This window comes from Brevibacillus sp. RS1.1, from assembly GCF_013284365.1.
Classification (GTDB): domain Bacteria; phylum Bacillota; class Bacilli; order Brevibacillales; family Brevibacillaceae; genus Brevibacillus; species Brevibacillus brevis_D.
This window is the reverse complement of the sequence record NZ_JABSVA010000002.1, coordinates 52,277-72,372: the sequence shown is the minus strand read 5'-3', so window position 1 is coordinate 72,372 and position 20,096 is coordinate 52,277. Positions and strand designations below refer to the sequence as shown.

Annotated in this window: 18 protein-coding genes and 1 riboswitch; of the genes, 15 read left to right on the top strand and 3 right to left on the bottom strand. The window is 48.8% G+C overall.

The features are described 5' to 3' along the window. Positions 1-12 precede the first annotated feature (12 nt). The 9 genes from HP570_RS05890 to HP570_RS05850 all read left to right on the top strand — a co-directional run bounded on the left by HP570_RS05890 (position 13) and on the right by HP570_RS05850 (position 10,467). On the top strand, positions 13-1,107 hold the full coding sequence (locus HP570_RS05890) for a M24 family metallopeptidase (RefSeq protein WP_242466803.1): 1,095 nt from the start codon (positions 13-15) through the stop codon (positions 1,105-1,107). Positions 1,108-1,120: 13 nt separating this feature from the next. Continuing rightward, a riboswitch (cobalamin riboswitch) is annotated at positions 1,121-1,320 on the top strand. 170 nt (positions 1,321-1,490) lie between these two features. Next, a complete protein-coding gene (locus HP570_RS05885) occupies positions 1,491-2,510 on the top strand; it encodes an ABC transporter substrate-binding protein (protein WP_173625173.1) in 1,020 nt (339 codons plus the stop codon). Between the two features lie 24 nt (positions 2,511-2,534). After that, a complete protein-coding gene (locus tag HP570_RS05880) occupies positions 2,535-3,593 on the top strand; it encodes a FecCD family ABC transporter permease (RefSeq protein WP_231850610.1) in 1,059 nt (352 codons plus the stop codon). After that, positions 3,590-4,402, top strand: coding sequence for a heme ABC transporter ATP-binding protein (locus HP570_RS05875; RefSeq protein ID WP_173625172.1), 813 nt, complete (start codon positions 3,590-3,592; stop codon positions 4,400-4,402). Before HP570_RS05880 ends, HP570_RS05875 begins: the two co-directional genes overlap by 4 nt. Positions 4,403-4,626: 224 nt before the next feature. Then, positions 4,627-5,670: a dipeptidase gene (locus HP570_RS05870; RefSeq protein ID WP_173625171.1), complete on the top strand. Its 1,044-nt coding sequence runs from the start codon at positions 4,627-4,629 to the stop codon at positions 5,668-5,670. A gap of 24 nt (positions 5,671-5,694) precedes the next feature. Continuing rightward, the gene (locus tag HP570_RS05865; protein ID WP_173625170.1) at positions 5,695-7,869 is read left to right on the top strand and encodes a CocE/NonD family hydrolase; all 2,175 of its coding nucleotides are present in this window, start codon (positions 5,695-5,697) and stop codon (positions 7,867-7,869) included. Positions 7,870-7,875: 6 nt separating this feature from the next. Next, the gene (locus HP570_RS05860; protein ID WP_173625169.1) at positions 7,876-8,889 is read left to right on the top strand and encodes a methyltransferase domain-containing protein; all 1,014 of its coding nucleotides are present in this window, start codon (positions 7,876-7,878) and stop codon (positions 8,887-8,889) included. Between the two features lie 55 nt (positions 8,890-8,944). Continuing rightward, positions 8,945-9,493, top strand: a complete 549-nt coding sequence (locus HP570_RS05855; RefSeq protein WP_173625168.1) for a sigma-70 family RNA polymerase sigma factor — start codon at positions 8,945-8,947, stop codon at positions 9,491-9,493. Beyond that, the gene (locus HP570_RS05850) at positions 9,463-10,467 is read left to right on the top strand and encodes a hypothetical protein (protein WP_173625167.1); all 1,005 of its coding nucleotides are present in this window, start codon (positions 9,463-9,465) and stop codon (positions 10,465-10,467) included. The genes HP570_RS05855 and HP570_RS05850 overlap by 31 nt, the downstream gene beginning before the upstream one ends. A 54-nt stretch (positions 10,468-10,521) precedes the next feature. Here HP570_RS05850 and HP570_RS05845 read toward each other — a convergent pair whose 3' ends face one another. Then, positions 10,522-11,400, bottom strand: coding sequence for a GNAT family N-acetyltransferase (locus HP570_RS05845; RefSeq protein WP_173625166.1), 879 nt, complete (start codon positions 11,398-11,400; stop codon positions 10,522-10,524). Positions 11,401-11,448: 48 nt separating this feature from the next. Continuing rightward, complete coding sequence (locus tag HP570_RS05840; RefSeq protein ID WP_173625165.1) at positions 11,449-11,694, bottom strand: HIT family protein; 246 nt, start codon at positions 11,692-11,694, stop codon at positions 11,449-11,451. 191 nt (positions 11,695-11,885) lie between these two features. Here HP570_RS05840 and lepA point away from each other — a divergent pair, with 191 nt between their 5' ends. Then, entirely contained in the window at positions 11,886-13,703 is a 1,818-nt protein-coding gene (gene lepA, locus HP570_RS05835; RefSeq protein ID WP_173625164.1) for a translation elongation factor 4, read from the top strand. 207 nt (positions 13,704-13,910) lie between these two features. After that, positions 13,911-14,111 carry a hypothetical protein gene (locus tag HP570_RS05830; RefSeq protein ID WP_173625163.1) on the top strand — a complete coding sequence of 67 codons (201 nt, stop codon included), beginning with the start codon at positions 13,911-13,913 and terminating at the stop codon, positions 14,109-14,111. 159 nt (positions 14,112-14,270) lie between these two features. Here HP570_RS05830 and ycaC read toward each other — a convergent pair whose 3' ends face one another. Continuing rightward, positions 14,271-14,903: an isochorismate family cysteine hydrolase YcaC gene (ycaC, locus tag HP570_RS05825; RefSeq protein WP_064202875.1), complete on the bottom strand. Its 633-nt coding sequence runs from the start codon at positions 14,901-14,903 to the stop codon at positions 14,271-14,273. 379 nt (positions 14,904-15,282) lie between these two features. Here ycaC and hemW point away from each other — a divergent pair, with 379 nt between their 5' ends. From hemW to dnaK, 4 genes are all read left to right on the top strand, one after another. Continuing rightward, positions 15,283-16,425: a radical SAM family heme chaperone HemW gene (gene hemW, locus HP570_RS05820; RefSeq protein WP_173604613.1), complete on the top strand. Its 1,143-nt coding sequence runs from the start codon at positions 15,283-15,285 to the stop codon at positions 16,423-16,425. A gap of 153 nt (positions 16,426-16,578) precedes the next feature. Next, positions 16,579-17,604, top strand: a complete 1,026-nt coding sequence (gene hrcA / locus HP570_RS05815; RefSeq protein WP_012685738.1) for a heat-inducible transcriptional repressor HrcA — start codon at positions 16,579-16,581, stop codon at positions 17,602-17,604. Between the two features lie 9 nt (positions 17,605-17,613). Beyond that, positions 17,614-18,204 carry a nucleotide exchange factor GrpE gene (gene grpE, locus HP570_RS05810; RefSeq protein ID WP_142495768.1) on the top strand — a complete coding sequence of 197 codons (591 nt, stop codon included), beginning with the start codon at positions 17,614-17,616 and terminating at the stop codon, positions 18,202-18,204. A 51-nt stretch (positions 18,205-18,255) separates the two neighbouring features. After that, the gene (gene dnaK / locus HP570_RS05805) at positions 18,256-20,085 is read left to right on the top strand and encodes a molecular chaperone DnaK (RefSeq protein ID WP_173625162.1); all 1,830 of its coding nucleotides are present in this window, start codon (positions 18,256-18,258) and stop codon (positions 20,083-20,085) included. The last annotated feature ends 11 nt before the right edge of the window (positions 20,086-20,096 follow it).

Here is a 20,096-nt window from a genome sequence, read left to right as displayed (position 1 = left end):
AGGGTGAAGAAGTTGTTTCAAGAGCGCATTTCGAAGCTCCACACGTTTTTGACAGAGCAAGAGCTGAACGCGGTGTTGATTACCTCTCCCAAGCACGTCTACTATTTGACCGGATTTTTTACTGACCCGCATGAACGTTTTATGGGTCTTGTTATTCCTGCTGAAGGAAAGCCTTCTTTAATTGTACCTGCTCTTGATCGTGAGGCAGCAGCAGAGGCTTCGTTCGTTCAAGATATCCATACACATACGGATATCCAAAACCCGTATGAAATCCTCAAGCAAGTGTTGCCAGCGAACTTGGCGAAGCTCGGCATTGAAAAAAGTCATATGACTGTCGAGCGCTATGAAGCACTTGGACAAGTTGTTCTGGCGTCGAGCTATGTGGACGTGGAAGAGCCACTGCGTGAAATGCGTTTGATCAAATCTCCGGATGAAGTGGATCGTCTGAAGCATGCTGTTCAGTTGGTCGAAGATTCCTTGCGGGAGACCCTGAAAAAAGTCAAGACAGGCATGACCGAGACAGAAATCGTAGCTGAGCTGGAATTCCAGATGAAGCGCTTGGGCGCAGAAGGTCCATCCTTTACGTCCATGGTATTGGCAGGGGAGAAGTCCGCTTTGCCACATGGGAAGCCAGGAACGCGCCAGGTGCAAGAAGGCGACTTGCTTTTGTTTGATATCGGGGTAGCTGCGAACGGATATGTATCCGATATTACTCGTACCTTTGCTGTTGGCGAGATCAGTGCCCAGCTACAAGAAATTTACGAGACAGTTTTGGCTGCCAACGAAGCGGCAATTGCTGAGATTCGTCCGGGTGTGACCTTTGCGCATTTGGATAAAACCGCTCGCGATGTTATCACCGCAAAAGGCTACGGAGAATACTTCATGCACCGCCTTGGGCATGGACTAGGGATGGATGTACATGAATATCCGTCTGTTCACAGCCAGAACCAAGAAGTGCTTCGTCCAGGAATGGTCTTTACCATCGAGCCGGGCATCTATTTGCCAGGAGTAGGCGGCGTGCGAATTGAAGACGATGTCTTGGTTACGGAAACAGGCGTTGAAATACTCACGCAGTTCCCGAAAAAACTAACTTCTATCAACCAATGAAGAAGTTGGAAAAATTGAATACGTATCGAATGGTGCTGGATGGCATATGCCGTCAGCTTAAAAGGGAAGTCCGGTGAGAAACCGGCGCGGTCCCGCCACTGTAACGAGGAGCGCCTAGCGAATAGCCACTGTTTTTTGCGAGACAAAAAATGGGAAGGTAGCTGGGTGTGTTGATCCGTAAGCCAGGAGACCTGCCATGCGATCATTTACAATCGACCCACGAGGATGGGGCAGATGTGGAAACAGTCTATGAAAGGGCGCCTTTGCGCCTGTTATGGCTATATCTACGTTTGTCATGCACCTCCCGATTGAAATGGGGGGTGCTTTTTTGTGGGAACATTTGGTCTCATTTCATAATTTACATACAGAAAAGGGGATTACAGATGGTGAAGGCAAACAAAACAAAAACAGTGATGAAAGGACTAGGACTAGGCATCATGACGGCCGTCATGCTTATGGTTTCGGCATGTGGCTCCACTACGACAACACAAGCTCCAGCCAAAACAGAACAAGCGGCTGCTCCTGCAGCAGAGAGCAAGCCTGTAACATTAACCAATAATGGTATCGAAATGACCTATCCAAAAGCACCTGAGCGTGCCGTGACATTGAACCAACACGTAACCGAAATCATGCTGGCATTGGGCCTGGCTGATAAAATGGTCGGAACCGCTTACCTAGACGATAAAATCCTTCCAGAGTTAAAACTAGAATACGACAAGATTCCGGTACTGTCTGACAAGTATCCTACGAAAGAAGTGCTGCTGGCAGCGAACCCAGACTTCGTGTACGCCGGATGGAAAAGCGGATTCGGCGAAAAGGGCGTAGGATCGATGCAGGATTTGGAAAAGGTCGGCATCAAATCGTACCTGCAAGAATCGTCTAGCAAGCCTGGTCCAACGATCGACGATGTGTTCGCGGATATTACGAACATCGGACGCATTTTCCGTGTGGAGGACAAAGCCAATGATTTGATCCATAAAATGAAGAGTGAAATGGATCAAACGATTAGCAAAATCGGCAAGGTGGACGAGCCACTTAAAGTGTTCGTGTACGACAACGGGGAAGATAAGCCATTCACAGCAGCCAACAATTACATGACGTCCTTAATCAAGACGGCTGGCGGCAAGAACATTTTTGACGATATTCAAAAGGGGTGGGCAGAGGTCAGTTGGGAACAAGTAGTGAGTCGCAATCCGGACGTGATTATTGTCATAGACTACGGGGACAGAACTGTTGAGCAAAAACGCAATTTCCTTTTGACCAAAAAAGAACTGGCAGATATTCCAGCGATTAAAAATCAACGACTGGTTGTATTGCCGTTGTCTGCGGCTTCTGAAGGCGTTCGAGCACCGATTGCTCTGAAAATTTTGGCGGAAGGACTCTACCCGGATAAATTCAAATAGAGTACGCCCCTTTTAAGGGAGGGAATAGCACTGCAACAGATCAAGTTACCTTCTATCATCATTACTTTATTGGTTGGACTCTTCCTCTCGATTACGTTCGCAGTTACGCTGGGATCGGTGGAGATTAAACCGACTACGGTATGGAAAATCGCCTTATCAAAAATTCCGATGTTGACCCAATGGATTGAGGTGGACTGGTCCAAAGGGGAGCAAACAATTATTTGGGATATTCGCTTTCCGCGTGTACTCTTGGGGGCGATCGTCGGCGCAGGTCTGTCTGTCGTGGGAGTAGCGATCCAATCGTTAGTTCGCAACTCCCTGGCGGACCCGTATGTGTTAGGCGTATCTTCAGGTGCTTCCGTTGGAGCTACTTCGGTAATTATTTTCGGAGCATTCAGCATGTACGGGCAGTATGCGTTAACCTTTGGCGCTTTTACAGGCTCCCTCGTGTCCATCATTCTCATTTTTACACTATCCCGTATTGGAGGACAAAACTCGACGGTACGCCTGCTCATGGCTGGAATTGCGATATCTGCGATCTTGTCGGCCATTACCAGTCTCCTTGTGTTTTCAGCGCCGAATGAGCATGGAATTGGGACGGTGCTGTTTTGGTTAAGTGGCAGTCTGGCTGGCGGCAAATGGGAGTACCTGACGATTCCTACATTGATTGTCGTCATCTGTCTCATCGTCTTAATGGCCCAATACCGCTCGCTCAATGCGATGCTGATGGGCGAGGAGTCAGCGGGGACACTGGGGGTTAATACGGTACAATTCCGCAAGCTTCTCCTGGTGATCACGGCACTACTCACCGGGGTGATCGTGTCCATCGCGGGATCAATCGGTTTTGTCGGATTAATGATGCCCCATATTGTCCGTGTGATGGTCGGATCAGATCACAGACGTGTCCTGCCTGTCAGCGCTTTGTTTGGCGCGATATTTCTCATCTGGGTTGATGTAGTCGCCAGGCTCGCATTTGCACCGGAAGAGCTGCCGATCGGTATTTTGACAGCGCTGTGTGGTGGTCCATTCTTTATCTGGTTGATGTTGCGGAGTTCTTATTCCTTTGGAGGTAGCGGACGATGAATTTGCAGGTTGAGAATATATCGGTCGAACTGGAGAAAAAGGGAATCCTGCGCAACGTCAGTCTGGAGGTACGCTCCGGAGAATTCGTGGGACTGATCGGGCCGAATGGCAGTGGGAAGTCCACATTGCTAAAAAGTATTTATCGGGTACTGAAGCCGCGTTCGGGATGGATCTCACTGGATGGCGACGACGTATACAAGCTAACCTCGCGTCAAAACGCTCAGCGAATGGCGGCAGTACGGCAGGAGTCCTCTGTTGAATTTGATTTTTCGGTAACCGAAATCGTGAATATGGGGCGTGCTCCGCATAAACGACTATTTCAGTCTGATAACGCAGAAGACCATCAAATTTGTGAAGAAGCACTACAGCGTGTAGGGATGCATACATATGCCGATCGCAGCTTTTTCAGTTTATCGGGTGGGGAGAAGCAGCGGGTGTTAATTGCCAGAGCTTTGGTGCAGCAAGCCCAGTTCCTTGTCCTTGACGAACCGACGAACCATTTGGATGTTCGATACCAGTTGCAGGTGATGGATCTGGTCAAAAATCTCGGGATTACGGTGTTGTCCTCGTTGCATGATCTCAATATTGCAGCGATGTACTGTGATCGTCTGTACGTGATCTGTGACGGGGAAATCGTTACATCAGGGACGCCAGAGGAGGTCTTGACACCCACTCTGATCCGGGATGTTTTCGGAGTAGAGACAGAAGTGACGACCCATCCTATTACTGGAAAAAATCATGTATATTTCTACTCGGAAGCGATCCGTGTGAAGCCATCTATCAAGAAGGTAATAAGTGGAGCCAACTGACAGGGGGCAAGTTGAGTTTTTTTGACTTTCATTAAGGGGGGATGCCTAGTTGGCGTCCTTTTTTGTTAAGCCGACGGCAGTAAAAGCGGAAGAGAACTTCGCTCCAACTGTCGGGATTTGACCAGTTAGATGAAAAGGTTCTCTTATTGATCAAAGGAGCCGTGCAATACGTCGCGAATTTGTTGGTAAGAAAAATCCATAGAACAAGATGGGAGATGACCCGTATGACGGAAGTAACGAGAGAACAGGCGCGCAAATTTCATGACGGTGTTCACGTTCTGGATGGGCATTTTGATCTGCTGATGGATGTGGAGATTCAGCGTGGATACGGTCGAACCAAAATGATCGAGACGGAGTATTTGCCACGGTTTCAGCAGGGGGGCGTGCATTCCCTCGTGGCAGCCGTGTTCGTCGAGGATGCTTTTGTACCGGAGATGAGTCTGCGCAAGGCGCTCAGCCAGATCAGCGCTATGCATGCAGAGGCGGCAGAGTCACCCGCGCACATCGTCCTCGCCAAAAATCTGGATGATTTGCAACGGGCAAGAGCGGAGCAAAAAGTATCGTTTATTCTGTCGTTGGAAGGGGCAGAGCCGCTGCATAACGATTTGAGTCTCTTGCGTGTCTTTTATGAGCTCGGAGTACGGATGATGGGGCTGGTTTGGAGTCGGCGCAATTTCGTTGGGGACGGTAGCTTTTTTGCACCGGTGCGCGAAGGGAAAAAAGGCGGCATTACCGACTTCGGTGTGCGTCTTATCGAAGAAGCGGAAAAGCTGGGCATCGTCATCGATGTGAGCCATTTGAATGACGAAGGGTTCTGGGACGTGATGGAAATCGCTGAAAAGCCAGTGATTGCTTCTCATTCCAATAGCCGAACAGTCGTACCGACGATGCGTAATTTGACAGATGAGCAGATCAAAGCGATTGCGGAAAAGGACGGAATTGTCGGGTTGAATGCGTTTAGCATGTTCACAGCGGCTAACAGCACTGACGCAACTATTGAGAGACTGATAGATCATGTTGACTATATGAAAAAGCTTGTCGGAGCAAGCCACATTGGTATAGGCCTAGACCTGTGCGATGATTTGACGAAATATTTGCCCTTGGACAAGATTGCCAAAACCGAAGAAATGCCATTTGACGTAGTAAAAGGTCATGCGTCTCTTCCTGAAATTACGCGTGAACTGATGAAGCGTAGGTACACGGATACAGAAATCGAAGGAATCTTGGGTGGCAATTTCCTCAGAGTGTATCAGCAAGTGTGGAAGTAGATCAGATAACAGGAGGAATGCCGGATGGCACAGACTGGTCTTACACTAGTTTCTTTTGGCTATTATCAATCTGGTATCAAGGTAGCTGATATACGTTTTGAGGATGGGGAAGTTTGGCATCGAAGCTCAGGGTGGGATGAGGGTGGTGCGGCTGAAGGTCTATTTGCACAACTGATTGATGGGGAAGCAGCCTACGAGTTGCCTCTCCTCATCCTGGCACAAAAGCTGCTGGAATGGGAGCGAATCGACTGGGAGAGCGAACAAGTCGTATTTTTGGAAAACGGAGGGCACTACAAACGACATCTATCCATCGAAGGAACGGGTCCCGCAGGGCAAAAGCAAGCGTGGATCTGGGCAGTACGCGAAACGGCGCAGCCAATTGACCTGATCATTTGTGAAAACGAAGTCATCGCATTTGTGCTGACAGGTCGCGGTGATAGTGTCGTATTGGCGAAAACAGGGTGGGAGAATTTGACGCCACTTACCATGTGGCAGGACCCTCTGCTGTCTGAAGTTAACTACGGTGTACATCATTTGGGTAGGCATGATGTAGAGATGAGGGATGGCATTCGTTTGGCGACCGAGGTTTGGTTGCCTGCGGGCTTGGCGGAAGGACAGCGAGTTCCAACGATCTTCATGCGCACTCCCTATGGACGGATGGATGGCGTTTTTCGCCGTTTACCCTTTGTAGCACGCGGATATGCGCTGGTTGTTCAGGATACACGCGGACGAGAGGATTCCGAGGGAGAGTGGGTTCCACTCGTTCACGAGCGCAATGATGGAGACGACAGCCTCAACTGGATCGCGAGTCAGGGGTGGTCGGATGGCAGCATCGGGATGCTCGGAGGATCGTATGTGGGGTATGTGCAATGGGCTGCGGCTGCAAGCGGAAATCCACATTTGAAGGCGATTTTCAGCTACGTGACAGTAGGAACACCTTATGTGGACATCCCGCGCAAAGGGGGAACGATTCTTGGTGGTCTGTCATGGATTTTCATGATGGCAGAGAAACGGCGAAATGTTGCAGCTCTTTCCCGGGATGACTGGAGGGAGGTCATCAAGGTGCGTCCGATCAAGGAAATCCCGCAAAAAGTGCTAGGGAAAGAAATCCCGTTTTGGACAAAATGGATGGAGCATCCGGACGGAGACGATTTCTGGGCCATGTCAGACTGGAAACGGCATGCGGATCAGGTGAAGGTGCCTGCTTTCCTCGTATCAGGTTGGTATGACGACAACGGGATGGGGACGAGCGAATCGTGGGAGGTTGTCTCACGAAATGTACCAGAGCACGCTAGACTCATCTTGGGGCCGTGGTATCACAAGGCGAATACGACGCGAGAAATCCATCATGTGCCCTTCGGAAACAACGCCATCCGTTACGATCTGGACGTGACACAGCTCCGCTGGTTTGACCGCTATTTAAAAGGAGTGGAAAATGGCGTCGATCAAGAGCCGCGTGTCGAGTACTACATGGTGGGAGAAAACGAATGGAAGACCTCGCAGACTTGGCCGCCAGCGGAGATGACACTGACGAATCTGTATCTGAGTAGTGGGGGAAACGCCAATACGAGCGCCGGAGATGGAACACTGACCCTGTCCATCCCAGATGAACAGGCGGTCGATACGTACAGCTATGATCCGCTAGATGCAGCACCGTATCTGCTGGATTTGTCCGAGAATGAAAACAGCGTACCGGAAAACTATCGTGATGTGGAAAAACGCTCAGATGTCCTTGTCTACACATCGGAGCCATTGGAAGAGGAGGTCGTCATCGCGGGAGAAATCTCGGCCGTTATCTATGCATCCAGCTCAGCGCGGGATACAGATTGGCTGGTGCGGCTGTGTGATGTAGATGAGGAAGGCAATTCGATTCGTTTATCGGACGGGATTATATGCGCGCGCTACCGTCACTCGTTTACAGAGCCCGAGCTACTTGTTCCAGGACAAATCGAATGCTATGAAATTCGAATGACCAAGATCGCCAACGTCTTCCAGAGGGGTCACCGCATTCGCGTCTCGGTTACTTCTGGTGCTGAGAACTTCTCGTTCCCGAATCCGAATACAGGCAATGATCTGGCAACGGAAACCGAGACGGTCATCGCCTCGCAACGTGTCTATCATGACAGCCAGTATCCGAGTCATATCAAGCTCCCTCTCTTACGGTCTGGGGGAAGTAAGGAATCTTCAGGAGGTAATTAAAGCATTATGACTATTTACAGTTGCAGAAAATGCAAGTTCCGTTACGACGAGTGGCTAGGTGATACGAAAAATGGCGTCCCGCCTGGAGTGCCTTTTCCTCATTTAGCAGGTTCTGTGTGTACGGAATGTGAGATGAATGAGGAAGGACGGCACTTACCGCTTCCTGAAACGAAGTACACGAACGTAGAAGCTACGTATTACGATCAGTTTGCCGGAAAGGCTAGCATCGCTTTTTATCGAAACTGGTTGCTGCGAGAAGCGGAGCAATCACCGGTTTCTGTGCTGGAGATGGGTGTTGGAACAGGGAGAATTGCCATTGAGCTGGCACGGAATGACTTGCCCGTCTGCGGGGTCGATTGGAGCCCAGATATGCTGGAGCTGGCCACCAAAAAGAAACGGCGCATATTAAAAGGGAAAGAAGAACTGCTGGAGCTGGTAGAACAGAATATGTGGGAGCTGGAGCTAGGTCAGCAATTTACGCATGTGCTTCTTCCAGAAGGGATATTTCAGCAGGCCACCTGTAGAGACAAGCAACGTCAATTGCTTTCGATCATCCACGATTACATAACGGAGGACGGAACAGTGGCAATTGACTTACTGTTGCCGCCAGTAAAAAATCAATGGGCAACGATGCAACGCAAATTCGTTTTCCCGGATCGCATGGTGTATCAAAAGGTGGAGGGGGAAACCTCACTCTTGGATCAAAAGTTCCGCTACACGCTTACTTATGAGACTTTTCTTGATCAGATTGAGCAGCCGAGGTATCGCGTAGAACGCGAGATGGCATTGCTTTTGCCTACAGAGCTTGAGCTGTTATTGGAAGGATCAGGCTTTCGCGTTATCTATAGCAGAGAGAATGTATTCCACAAGCAAGACTTCGAGCCGAGTCAAGCGGACGAGGGCTATGATATGGATCGTTGGCAGCATGGTGGGTATCCGTTCTCTGAGCCTGTCGGAACACCGGGTGGAGCTACACGCTGGACAATTTTGGCGAAAAAAATTTCTTCCTCGACTTTGTAACAAAACGTCTGCTGCTGCATCTAACCAGTGAATGCGAGTGAAGGAGGTCACGCCCTTGAAAAAATTGCAGCCAACGACAGATGCTGCTTTTGAACAAATCATGAGGGAATATGGGACCCGCGTGCTTCGACTCGTCACTTTTCTGGTCAAAGATCGCAGCTTGGCAGAGGATATTACCCAAGATGTCTTCGTTAAGGTGTATCGGCATCTTCCACGCTTTCGGCAGGAGAGCAGTGTGCATACGTGGTTATATCGAATCGCGGTTAATGAGTGCAAAGGTTATTTGCGTTCTTGGTCGTTCCGCCATATCCTTCCCCGCTCGTGGATGAGACAGGATGGGGAGCTTTCTACAGAGAGTCTTGTGCTCGATCAAGCCGAGAAGGACCAGCTCGTTGCGGAAGTGTTGCAGCTTTCTCCGCTCTATCGTCAAGTGATTGCCCTTCATTACTATGCGGATTTATCCATCGGAGAGGTGGCTGAGGTGCTAGGAGTAACGGAGGGAACAGTCAGAACTCGGTTGCATAGGGCAAGACAGCAACTACGGCAGAGTATGGGAGAGGGGAGGGACTGGGAATGGACGAAAACCGATGGCTCGCGGATTTAAAGGAACGGGCAGATCAGACCATTTTTCGTGATGTACAGTTCACTGCATTGATGGAAGAGCGAGTGCGGCAGCGGGTGAGGTCTGGGACTGGGTGGATGACTAGCTGGAGGAAGTTAGCCTTGCCGGGCGTTGTGCTGACGATGGGCATGCTCTTGTGGTTTGGGCTCCCCATTCAGGAGGAGAGACAATCTGCACAGCATGTGATAATACCTCCACAACAAGAGACACAAATACCTTCCTTGTTGCCAGGTGGCCAAATCGTCGAAGCCGATTTGTGGAAGCTGTCACCTTTTTTATCTTCCACTTACGAAAATCAGTCCTTTTCTTATTTGGGAGAAAAGCCTGTCCGCATCATGACAGATCAGGATGGTTTCTACGAAGGGCAGACGCAGCGAGTGATATGGCTGTTGAATGGGGACTACGCCCAAGAAGTAGAGATAACTGCTTACAACACCGATGGGACCCGTCTGTCATTGGGCAGCTACGAGGCTATGGACCCCTTATACGATGCAGATGGTCATTTTCCATCAGGGATTGTGTTGCCTGAACCGGGGAAATGGAAGCTGGAAGCAAGATCAGGAGGCAAACATTTCGGACAAGTTTTTGTCGAGGTGAAAAAAGGGATAGCACCTGCGAACCGTCAGTTGGTTGGGCCTATCATTCAGCAGTATTTGGAGACGGAAAGCGTCAAGCTGGGGTGGCTGGGAAAATATCGAGAGATAAACGTTGAGCTGCTTGGAGTGGAAGCGCCAGATGCTGCGAAGCGAACCGTATACGCTTGGGTGAAAATAACGGGTAGCCATTCTTCCGCGCTCAGTGCACCGATGGTCTTTCAAATTGTCTACAATGGAAATGCTTATCGGGTTACTGATTTCCAAATGCCCGAGGACGGCAGCAACTACCAGAGCAGCCTGCAAAAACTGTTTCCACCAAAAGTGCTGAAACAAGTTCAAAATCGATCAAAAACAAACTGAGAATGACAAAACGGACCTTTGCCTAAAACAAGGTCCGTTTTTCGCTTTTCATGTCTATCCGTATATTTGAGCACCTATCGCCCAGTACGTTCCGTTACGGCGAGGTAGACTATTCGCATTCGCAACCATCACTGGGGGATGGGAAGCCTGTGTGAAGCCGTTTTGCTCCAAATAAGTGTGAAACGCTACTTGTTCTTCCGGTACGTCTATTCGCACACGTCCGGTATGATGCTGTGTCAGCTTGTACAGGAGGTGTTCAGCCATACCAGCATTCTCTGCGACGATCGGCCCCGCGATAAGATTGACTGGGCCTTGAACGGCGAATCCATATCCGATGACCTTGCCGGAGGGATTCTTGGCTACCAGACAGGTACTTGCTTGTCTCATGCGTATCTCGAGAAAATGAGTGCGACTGCTACCCAGTGCTGTTTTGTCTAATTCAAGCACGCTCGAGAAATTGTCCAACTCCATTGGTGCAATTTCAAATTCGTCATTCGCTTCGTTTTGCGGAGGTGCTTCAGGCACAAAGCGTTCAGCTATAAACTTTCGAATACGATCCACCGTCTGGAACCCGAGATTTTTGTACAATGGCTCTCCTTCTGGAGTCGCAATGAGCATGATCGATGTATCCGTAGAAACAGATGCCATGCACGCCTTCATGAGCTGGCGACCATACCCTTTGCCTTGCGACGAGGGATGGACAATCACCATACCGATGCTCGCAAGCTTGTCATCGTACGGAATGATAGCCGCGCATGAAAGTAGGGTGCCATTCGCGTCTTTGTGACCGAATGCGGTTCCGATAGACAGAATTGTGCGAATTTCCGGTTCGTCGTAATCCCAGCCTACTGAATCAGATAAGGCAATCAGTCCGGGAATATCCGCTATCGTTAAGGAATGCAAGCAAAAGTCAACGCTGTTCACTTTGATCATTCTCCGTTTCCTTCTTTGTGTTCACGGCGATATCGCTGAAGAGATCGTTCAATGCTGCCGCCACTTTTGGGCGTGGGACAGAGAGGTGACTGCCTCGCATACCTTTTGCATCGTACATTCATCCAAGTCTGTCCAATCTACGAAATGCTGCTTCGGAAGAATGAGTACATGACCTTCCGAAAAAGGATCGATATCCAATAGGCACGCCACCCATTCGTTTTCAAAGACGATATGCGATTCTACGATTCTATGGGCCAACCGACAGCCCAAACAGTCGGCTTGCTGTGCATTCATGCCTAGCCACCTCCATACTATTTACCACTTTAGCACAGGGAAAGTTTGGATACGAGAAAAAGGAGGCAAATGCCTGATTCTCTTTGGTTGCTCTTTATATCATCGGTTTGTTATAATTACTGTTAGTGTATTTTTTGCGAGGCGCAATCTGAACGTTTGAATGGATTCGCGTGGGAGGGAACGAACAACACATGGATCGTCGTGAAAGACAAAAAAGGATACGAAATTTTTCCATCATCGCCCACATTGACCATGGAAAGTCGACGCTGGCAGACCGCATTTTGGAGCTGACCGGTGCTTTGACTGCACGTGAGATGGAAGCCCAGTTTCTTGACACGATGGAGCTGGAAAAAGAGCGCGGGATTACGATTAAGCTCAATGCCGTGCGTTTGAACTATAAAGCAGATGACGGTGAGGAGTACATTCTCCACCTGATTGACACCCCTGGACACGTCGACTTTACGTATGAAGTATCCCGCAGTTTGGCTGCCTGTGAAGGAGCTATCCTCGTCGTGGATGCGGCACAAGGGATCGAAGCCCAGACATTGGCTAACGTGTATTTAGCGTTGGACAGCAACCTGGAGATCATCCCGGTCATCAACAAAATCGACCTGCCGAGCGCAGAGCCTGAGCGCGTGAAGCAAGAGGTTGAAGACGTGATCGGTCTGGATGCCAGCGATGCGGTTCTGACTTCTGCCAAAGCAGGTATCGGGATTAAAGACGTACTGGAAGCCGTTGTGCAAAAAGTACCTGCTCCAGAGGGAGACCCGGATGCACCTCTCCAGGCTTTGATTTTCGACTCCTATTTTGATGCGTATCGTGGCGTTATTGCCTCCATCCGTGTCATTAACGGAACCTTGAAAAAGGGTATGAAAATCAAAATGATGGCGACAGGCAAGTCGTTCGAAGTAACCGAAATCGGTACATCGACACCACGCCAAACACAAGTAGAAGAATTAACGGTTGGAGATGTAGGCTACGTAGCTGCTTCCATTAAAACTGTGGGAGACACCAGTGTGGGGGATACCATTACAGATGCGAATCGCCCTGCAGCTGAACCGCTACCTGGTTACCGCAAGATCAACCCAATGGTTTTCTGCGGCTTGTACCCAATCGAAACGAATGAGTACAACGATCTGCGCGATGCATTGGAAAAGCTCCAGCTAAACGATGCGTCCCTGCAGTTTGAGCCGGAGACTTCCCAAGCACTTGGCTTTGGTTTCCGTTGTGGTTTCTTGGGACTTCTGCACATGGAGATCATCCAGGAGCGGATCGAACGGGAATTCAACATTAATTTGATTACGACCGCGCCGAGCGTTATTTATCGCATTACCAAAACGAACGGCGAAGTATTCGAAATCGACAACCCGTCCAAAATGCCGGAAGCACAAAAGATCGAAATGGTCGAGGAGCCTTACGTTACGGCTACAGTCATGGTGCCGAAAGAATACGTTGGTGATGTTATGCAGCTGTGCCAAGGTAAACGAGGTGAGTTTCTTGACATGCAGTACCTGGGTGAGAACCGCGTGCAGCTGAAGTACGACATGCCATTGTCCGAGATCGTCTATGATTTCTTTGACATGCTGAAGTCCGGAACAAAAGGATATGCATCCTTTGACTACGAGCTGGGTGGCTACAAAGCTTCTAAGTTGGTGAAAATGGATATTCTCCTCAACAGCGAAGTGGTGGATGCTCTGTCGTTTATCGTACACAAAGATACGGCCTATGCTCGCGGTAAAGTCATTTGCGAAAAGCTGAAGGAATTGATTCCACGTCAGCAATTCGAGGTGCCGATTCAAGCAACCATCGGACACAAGGTTGTCGCTCGTGAAACGATCAGTGCGTTGCGTAAAAACGTTCTTGCTAAATGTTACGGCGGGGACATCTCGCGTAAGCGTAAACTGCTCGAAAAGCAAAAAGAAGGAAAGAAGCGCATGAAGTCTGTTGGTTCCGTAGAGGTACCACAAGAAGCATTTATGGCTGTATTGCGCATGGATGATAAGAAGTAGCAGCTCTCCCCCCACCAAAAAGCCACCAATGGGCGAAATGGTGGGGGATTTATTTTTTTTCATACATAAGTTACTCGAAGGTTAACGGTATGAAATGAGATGTAGAATGCGACGACATAGGCAGGATTTTTAAATCTGCTTCTGTCGTCTTTCTTTTTGGCACATTCCGTTCTGATGACATGAAAACTCGACCCTGTGGAGGATCGAGTGGTCACCAAGGATGTGGTGGTTGGGGATGATTGGTTACAGGTGGTATCGCTGATGGATGTGGATTGGTTGGGGGGAGTGGTACAGGAGTTGGTGGATGAGGATCGAGGCTGTGTGGTGGCCAAGGAGTTGGTGGATGAGGGACTTCATTCGATGGCGGGAATTCTGGATTCGGTAAGTTACAATCTGGTGGACAGTTAGAATTAAGTTGGGAATCATTATTGGTTGGTGACAATCAGAACTACCTCCTTTACTTGTTTGTAGTATCAAGTATTTGAAAGGACATTATGCAAATGGATGAGGGTCGCAAGTAATAGCAAGGGGTACCGCCAACAATATGGAGGTACCCCGAAGTGGGTTCTATTTGACAAGTTCGTTCTGCGCTTGATAACTTTCGATTACATTTTGATAGCCGGGAAGGTGACCAGCTAGTAAAGCACCAAAACCTTCGACGTCGTTGCGCCAATCCCGTTGTAGCTCACACGCTACACTAAACCAGTTCATAAGCTGCGCGCCAGCATGTGCCATGCGCATTAATGAGGCTTCCGCTACCTGTTTGCTGAAAGTGCCAGAAGCGTCGGTGACGACAAATGCTTCATACCCTGCATGAAGAGCGGAAAGTGCGGGGAAGCTTACGCAGACATCGGTAACCACACCAGCAATGATAAGTTGCTTCTTGCCAGTTGCCTGGATCGCTTTTACAAAATCCTCATTATCCCACGCATTGATCTGTCCTGGACGAGCAATCTTAGGCGCGTCTGGAAAGAGTTCGACGAGTTCCCTGATCAATGGACCGTTTGGACCACTCTCGAAGCTCGTGGTAAGAATGACAGGCAAATTGAAAAATTTCGCGGTCTTTGCTAAAGCCAGAACATTGTTCTTGAATTCATCAACCCCGTAATCACGCACAAGTCCAGAGATAAGGCCGGTTTGATGATCAATCAGAAGAACAGCAGCATCATTTTTAGAAATACGGGAATAGAGATCAGTCATTTAAGAATCCTCCTCAAAAACAAGTAACAACTCTAACATGTCTATTCGAATTGAAACGTTTCATTCACGAATTTGAACAAACTGCTTAAAAAGATAGATTTTGTTTTATTCCTGCGCTTCCCTATCATGTTTGACTCGATATAGAAAAATACACTATGATAATCAAGCTGTTACAAATGCTTGCTGTATCAATGTTTGCAGTCGATTCTCTCATTTACTGTGTTACAATAAAATAACGAGGTCGATCAAAGGCGTATATGGCTGTTTTACGCATGGATGATAAGAAGTAGGCCTGACCTTGTGTCAGGTCTTTTCTATTAAAGAGGTTGTCAAAAAGTCGTCTTTAGAACAACCCAATTTTAAAAGGAGGGAAAGGGACATGATGCCACAATCGGTTTACATTCACATTCCCTTTTGTACGAATAAATGTTACTACTGTGACTTCAACTCATTTGTGACGAACAATCCGCAGCTCATTTGGGATTACTTAGACGCATTGAAAAGCGAAATGGAGATCACCTTTAGCCAGCAGCCGATCGAGCAGGTGAAAACGATTTTTGTCGGCGGAGGGACGCCAACGTTTCTGGATCATGCTCAAATGCGCGCGTTCTTGGAAATGGTACAAAAGCAATTGGGCAAGTACTGGACGGATGATATCGAGTTCTCGATGGAAGCGAATCCGGGAACGACAGACGTGGAAAAGCTGCGGATCATGCGTGAGCTGGGTGTCAATCGGCTGAGCTTTGGTGTACAGTCCTTTGACGACGCGCTCTTAAAACGACTGGGACGAATCCACGATCAGGAAGCCGTGTACCGCAGTATCGATAATGCGAAAAAAGTAGGCTTCGACAACTTCAGCATCGACCTGATGTTTGGATTGCCGGATCAGACACTCGACATTTTCCGTCAGACATTGGACAAGGCATTTGGGCTAGGTACCACTCATTTCTCCGCGTACAGTCTCAAGGTGGAGGAGAACACGCTGTTCCACACGCTTTACCAAAAGGATCAGCTGCCACTGCCATCTGAAGAGACGGAGCTTGAGATGTACATGGTATTAATAGAAGAGATGGAGCGGCATGGGTACAAGCAGTATGAAATCAGCAATTTTGCAAAACCGGGCTTTGAGAGCAAACATAATAAAACCTATTGGCTCAATCGTGAATACTATGGGTTGGGTGCAGGTGCCCACGGTTATGTGTGCGGCCACCGACACGTGAATGCTGGCCCACTTGCGATTTACTTGCAGAAGTGCAAGGAAGGGCTGCCGCGTGTAGAACAATTCGAGGTACCGCGCGAGGATGCCATGGAGGAACAAATGATTTTGGGACTTCGTTTGAGAGAAGGAGTTGACCTTTCGGCGTTTGCGTCCCGTTTTGGTGCAACTGTTCATGATGTTTTTGGGACAATAATAGAAGAAGAGGTAGCCAAAGGGATGCTGGAAGAAAAGGGCGGCTTTTTGAAGCTGACGAAACAGGGGCTTCCGCTAGGAAATGAGGTATTTGCACGCTTTCTTCGTTAAGGAAAAAGTAAAACTCGCGAAAAATGAGATTTTTTGTCTATAGAACTAGCTCAAGTTCGTTGACAAATCCTTCTACTATTGATACCTTAGTATATAGATTTAGCACTCGATAAGCATGAGTGCTAACAATCCAACAGGAGGCGAGCGACATCCATGTTATCAGACCGTCAACAAATGATTTTAAATGCGATTGTCGATAATTACATTCATTCTGCCGAACCTGTTGGCTCCCGAACCATTTCCAAACGGGACGACATCGGATTCTCTTCGGCAACGATACGCAACGAGATGTCTGACTTGGAGGAGCTGGGATACTTAGAACAGCCCCACACATCGGCGGGACGTGTTCCTTCTACAAAAGGATACCGCTTCTACGTCGATAACCTGATTCAGCCTCATCTTTTGGAGGAAACGGAGTTGGGTAAACTAAAACAGTTGTTTGCCGAACGTATTCTCCACGCAGAACAAGTGGTAGAGTACACTGCCCAAATTCTCTCTCAGCTGACAAACTACACGGCGATTGTCTTGGGACCAGAGATTTTTGAGCATCGGTTAAAACATATTCAAATCGTTCCTCTCAATGCTGAACAGGCTGTCGCGATTGTGGTGACACATACCGGGCGAGTGGAGAACAAGCTGATCGATCTTCCAGAAGGCATAGGAGCCGGGGAAATCGAGAAACTCGTCAATCTGTTGAATGCAAAGCTGACCGACGTGCCACTATGGCAGCTTCGGCAACGTCTTTATCAAGAGATTTCCGGTGAAATGCAACGTCACACGGAGCAGTATGAAGAAATTCTTCAGCTCCTCAACAACTCGCTGACACAAGAAGAAGAACGAGTATACTTACGCGGTGCGACCAAGATCATGAACCAGCCGGAATTCCGAGATGTAGATAAAGTCAAGGATATTCTCGAGCTATTAGAGCAGCACGATCAATTAATGAATGTGATCGGCATGCAGGGTGATGGTCTCACGGTACGCATCGGACAGGAAAACCAGCTAGACGCGATTAAGCAATGCAGTATTATTACCACTTCTTATTCGCTTGGAGGCAAGCCAGTTGGAATGGTGGGGATACTTGGGCCGACGCGAATGGAATACGGCAAGGTCATTACTGTACTCAATCATTTGGCGGAAGGCCTATCGCGCATGCTGACTTCGCAGTTTGAGAAATAAATGGAGTGAATGGCAACACAGTCTTTTGACTGGAAAAGCCGCCAGGAGGTAGTGACGTTGAGCGAGGAAAAAGTAACGCAAGACCCGACTCTCGAGGAAGAACAAGTAGCAAAGGATGCAGACCAAGCAGAAGCAACTGAGATGAACTGGGAGCAAGAGGCTGCTCACTGGAAGGCTCAGGCTGAGGATCACCAAAACCGCATGCTGCGTGCCATGGCTGACATGGATAACCTTCGCCGCCGTGTTCGCAAAGAGCAGGAAGATCTGGCTAAGTACGCTTCACTGAAAATCGTGGAAGAGCTTCTGCCAGTCCTCGATAACTTCGAGCGAGCACTCGCCGCTGACAAGGAATCCATGACAGTAGAATCCCTTTTGGAGGGTGTCAACATGGTATACCGTCAGATGGTCCAAGTTTTCGATAAAGAAGGCTTGGCTGCAATCGAGGCACAAGGAAAACCATTTGACCCACACATCCACCAGGCGGTTATGCAAACACAAAACCCTGAGTTTGAATCAGGCGTTGTGGTAGCCGAGCTGCAAAAAGGATATATGTTCAAAGACCGCGTCGTTCGTCCGGCGATGGTTCAAGTGAACGAGTAATCTCAAAAAACGAAAATTCACTAGACGTATAGTGTTAGGAGGACATTTTGTATGAGTCGCGTAATCGGAATTGACTTGGGAACAACCAACTCTTGTGTAGCAGTAATGGAAGGCGGCGAGCCAGTCGTTATTGCCAATGCGGAAGGTAACCGCACCACACCATCCGTAGTAGCATTCAAAAACGGCGAGCGCATCGTTGGGGAAGCGGCAAAACGCCAAGCGATCACCAATCCAGACAATACCGTAATCTCCATCAAGCGCCACATGGGTAGCTCCCATAAAGAAACGCTGGAAGGCAACCAGTACACACCTGAGCAAATCTCTGCTATGATCCTGCAAAAGCTGAAAGCAGACGCTGAAGCCTACCTTGGTCAATCTGTGACGCAGGCAGTGATTACGGTTCCAGCTTACTTCAATGACAGCCAACGCCAAGCAACAAAAGATGCTGGTAAAATTGCTGGCTTGGAAGTACTGCGTATCGTGAACGAACCAACCGCAGCTGCACTTGCATACGGTATGGAGAAAACAGAAGATCAAACCGTTCTCGTATTTGACTTGGGCGGCGGTACCTTTGACGTATCCATTCTCGAATTGTCCGATGGCTTCTTCGAAGTAAAAGCAACGTCCGGTGACAACAAACTGGGCGGAGACGACTTCGACGATGTTGTGATGAACTACCTGGTGAGCGAATTCAAAAAAGAGCATGGCATCGACCTGTCCAAGGATCGCATGGCTCAACAACGTTTGAAAGACGCTGCTGAAAAAGCGAAGAAAGACCTCTCCGGCGTATTGACTACGACTATTTCCCTGCCGTTCATTACAGCAGATGCAACAGGTCCAAAGCACTTGGAGATGAACCTGACTCGTGCGAAGTTCGAAGAGTTGTCTGCTGAGCTGGTTGAGCGTACGATGGGCCCAACTCGTCAAGCGCTGAAAGACGCTGGTCTGACTCCAAGCGAACTGGATCGCGTTATCCTGGTTGGTGGTTCTACTCGTATCCCAGCGGTACAAGAAGCAATCAAGAAATTTACAGGAAAAGAACCACATAAAGGTGTGAACCCAGACGAAGTAGTAGCACTGGGCGCGGCTGTTCAAGCGGGCGTACTGACTGGTGACGTGAAAGACGTCGTTCTTCTCGACGTAACTCCACTGTCCCTCGGTATCGAAACACTGGGTGGCGTATTCACCAAGCTGATCGATCGCAACACGACGATCCCAACAAGCAAATCCCAAGTGTTCTCTACAGCTGCGGACAACCAAACATCTGTAGAAATTCACGTTCTCCAAGGGGAGCGTCAAATGGCAGGCGACAACAAATCGCTCGGACGCTTCAACTTGTCCGATATTCCGCCAGCGCCACGCGGCATCCCGCAAATCGAAGTATCCTTCGATATTGACGCGAACGGTATCGTAAACGTACGTGCAAAAGACCTGGGTACAGGGAAAGAGCAACGTATCACGATCACTTCTAACTCTGGTCTGTCCGACGATGATATCGATCGCATGGTAAAAGATGCTGAGTTGAATGCAGAAGCGGACAAACAACGCAAAGAGCAAGTAGAAGTTCGCAACGAAGCAGACCAACTCGTATTCACGACTGAGAAAACACTCAAAGAAGTAGAAGGCAAGATCGACCAAGCTGAAATCGATCGCGCTAACGCTGCGAAAGATAAAGTGAAAGCTGCTTTGGAAGGCAGCAACTTCGAAGAGATCAAGACAGCGAAAGATGAACTGTCCGAGATCATCCAACAAATTTCGGTGAAGCTCTATGAGCAGGCAGCTCAAGCGCAAGCAGCACAAGGCGGCGGCGCTGAAGGTCAAGAGCCGAAGAAAGACAATGTCGTTGATGCTGACTACGAAGTGGTAGACGATAAAAAGTAACACGCTGGAAC

Coding starts and splice junctions, on each gene's coding strand:
- hemW (WP_173604613.1), top strand. CDS start 15,283: ATGATGCCACAATCGGTTTACATTCACATTCCCTTTTGTACGAATAAA.
- HP570_RS05860 (WP_173625169.1), top strand. CDS start 7,876: ATGACTATTTACAGTTGCAGAAAATGCAAGTTCCGTTACGACGAGTGG.
- HP570_RS05845 (WP_173625166.1), bottom strand. CDS start 11,400: ATGATCAAAGTGAACAGCGTTGACTTTTGCTTGCATTCCTTAACGATA.
- HP570_RS05850 (WP_173625167.1), top strand. CDS start 9,463: ATGGACGAAAACCGATGGCTCGCGGATTTAAAGGAACGGGCAGATCAG.
- HP570_RS05840 (WP_173625165.1), bottom strand. CDS start 11,694: ATGAATGCACAGCAAGCCGACTGTTTGGGCTGTCGGTTGGCCCATAGA.
- HP570_RS05885 (WP_173625173.1), top strand. CDS start 1,491: ATGGTGAAGGCAAACAAAACAAAAACAGTGATGAAAGGACTAGGACTA.
- hrcA (WP_012685738.1), top strand. CDS start 16,579: ATGTTATCAGACCGTCAACAAATGATTTTAAATGCGATTGTCGATAAT.
- dnaK (WP_173625162.1), top strand. CDS start 18,256: ATGAGTCGCGTAATCGGAATTGACTTGGGAACAACCAACTCTTGTGTA.
- lepA (WP_173625164.1), top strand. CDS start 11,886: ATGGATCGTCGTGAAAGACAAAAAAGGATACGAAATTTTTCCATCATC.
- HP570_RS05865 (WP_173625170.1), top strand. CDS start 5,695: ATGGCACAGACTGGTCTTACACTAGTTTCTTTTGGCTATTATCAATCT.
- grpE (WP_142495768.1), top strand. CDS start 17,614: ATGGCAACACAGTCTTTTGACTGGAAAAGCCGCCAGGAGGTAGTGACG.
- ycaC (WP_064202875.1), bottom strand. CDS start 14,903: ATGACTGATCTCTATTCCCGTATTTCTAAAAATGATGCTGCTGTTCTT.
- HP570_RS05875 (WP_173625172.1), top strand. CDS start 3,590: ATGAATTTGCAGGTTGAGAATATATCGGTCGAACTGGAGAAAAAGGGA.
- HP570_RS05870 (WP_173625171.1), top strand. CDS start 4,627: ATGACGGAAGTAACGAGAGAACAGGCGCGCAAATTTCATGACGGTGTT.